This window comes from Escherichia sp. AM3 (assembly GCF_032029835.1).
GTDB classification, from domain to species: domain Bacteria; phylum Pseudomonadota; class Gammaproteobacteria; order Enterobacterales; family Enterobacteriaceae; genus Escherichia; species Escherichia coli.
The window spans coordinates 1-1,834 of record NZ_JAVUPQ010000241.1; the positions used below are offsets into that span (position 1 = coordinate 1).

Here is a 1,834-nt window from a genome sequence, read left to right on the forward strand (position 1 = left end):
ACTCTCGATTGTGCGACGTGCTTCGAGATTATGACCGTGAAAAGGGTTACTGTCTGGTATTCCGTCATAACGGCGTTTAGCAAATTCATAGAGCGATCCTAAGCATGTAAGCCAGTTTTGACGAGATTGATCGGCTGCTCCTCGTTGCTTCTGGTCATCTAAGAATACTGTTACAAGCCGTCTGCCTATTTTCTCAATATGAATATCATCTTTCTGAATGCTTTGTAAAAATAGCTCAACGGCCCTTGCTGATTTCTGTAGTGTTGAGTATGAACGACGCTCTCTGTAGCATTCGGCGTATTCGTCACGTATTAAGCATAGGGAAGGCGATGCATAACCGCGTTTTACGGCTCTTTGCGTGTTTTTATTGGCCCTTGCCTCTGAATGTAAGGATTCAATAGCTTGTTGTAACCTCCTTTCGGGGTTATCAGGATTATGTTTCCGCTTTAGTTCCTCCCATTCTAATAATAGATGGTTTCTGAATCTTCTCGCCTCATTCAGATCTCGTGTAGATGTGCTTTTTCTCCACAACTTGTAAGGGTAAAGATGACGTAAGTATTTAGGAACAAAAATCTGAAACATCCAGATCCCATCTTTTCTCTTAAATAAGTATGCTTGGCTCTTGATCGACACGATAATGATCCTCTATTATCACGTAATCAGTTACCTATGATTGATCACAAAATCTTTATTTTACAGCAGGTTATTATGGGTTTCCTCGATTCCCTTCGCCCGCTCCAATTTATCTTCGCCGTAATACTTCCCCATTTTGTTGTAAATAAAAAGCGTTTACGCAATGCAATCCTTTTGTAACAACCCAGGTAAAACACCTTATTTTCAAGTTGTTAAATAAGTGGTTATCTACGCTTTTAACAAACGATTGATGGAATATTTTATGAAAGGGAAATCTGCATTAACTCTTCTGCTCGCTGGTATATTTTCGTGCGGCACATGCCAGGCGACAGGGGCAGAAGTGACGAGTGAATCTGTATTTAACATTCTTAATTCCACGGGGGCAGCAACAGATAAAAGTTATTTATCGTTAAATCCAGATAAGTATCCTAATTATCGTCTTCTGATTCACTCAGCCAAATTACAAAATGAAATAAAGAGCCACTATACCAAAGACGAAATTCAAGGATTGCTAACATTAACAGAAAACACACGAAAGTTAACGTTGACGGAGAAACCCTGGGGAACGTTTATTCTTGCTTCTACTTTCGAAGATGACAAAACAGCGGCAGAAACCCACTATGATGCTGTCTGGTTGAGGGATAGTTTATGGGGCTATATGGCATTAGTATCAGATCAGGGAAATAGTGTAGCCGCAAAAAAGGTTCTGCTCACCCTGTGGGATTATATGTCTACGCCCGACCAGATTAAGCGGATGCAGGACGTCATTAGCAACCCAAAACGACTGGATGGAATTCCCGTGCAAATGAATGCTGTGCATATCCGATTTGACAGCAACTCCCCCGTGATGGCAGATGTGCAGGAAGAAGGCAAGCCGCAGCTGTGGAACCATAAACAAAATGATGCTTTAGGTCTTTACCTTGATCTCCTTATACAAGCAATCAACACTGGTACTATTAAAGCTGAAGATTGGCAAAAAGGTGACCGATTAAAGTCGGTTGCGCTGCTGATTGCTTATCTGGATAAAGCCAATTTCTATGTTATGGAAGATTCCTGAGCATGGGAAGAAGATGCCCGATTAAACACATCTTCCGTTGCACTGGTGACCTCTGGACTGGAACGTTTGTCAAACCTACTCTCGAAGAAAGACTCTGTTTTTGTCTCTGATTTACTACGCGAAGCTAAAGTCAATGAACTGGAT

2 protein-coding genes are annotated in these 1,834 nt (G+C 41.4%); one reads left to right on the forward strand and one right to left on the reverse strand.

Annotated elements, in window-relative coordinates; translation table 11 throughout:
- On the reverse strand, window positions 1–633 hold a 633-nt coding region (locus RTW80_RS24600; RefSeq protein WP_409415313.1), incomplete at its 3' end, for a DUF6538 domain-containing protein.
- A 262-nt stretch (window positions 634–895) separates the two neighbouring features.
- Here RTW80_RS24600 and ygeQ point away from each other — a divergent pair.
- Window positions 896–1,690: a protein YgeQ gene (ygeQ, locus tag RTW80_RS24605; RefSeq protein ID WP_312720684.1), complete on the forward strand. Its 795-nt coding sequence runs from the start codon at window positions 896–898 to the stop codon at window positions 1,688–1,690.
- The last annotated feature ends 144 nt before the right edge of the window (window positions 1,691–1,834 follow it).

What these genes read in the sequence shown, in the direction of transcription:
- ygeQ (WP_312720684.1), top strand. Translation starts at nt 896, where the DNA reads ATGAAAGGGAAATCTGCATTAACTCTTCTGCTCGCTGGTATATTTTCG.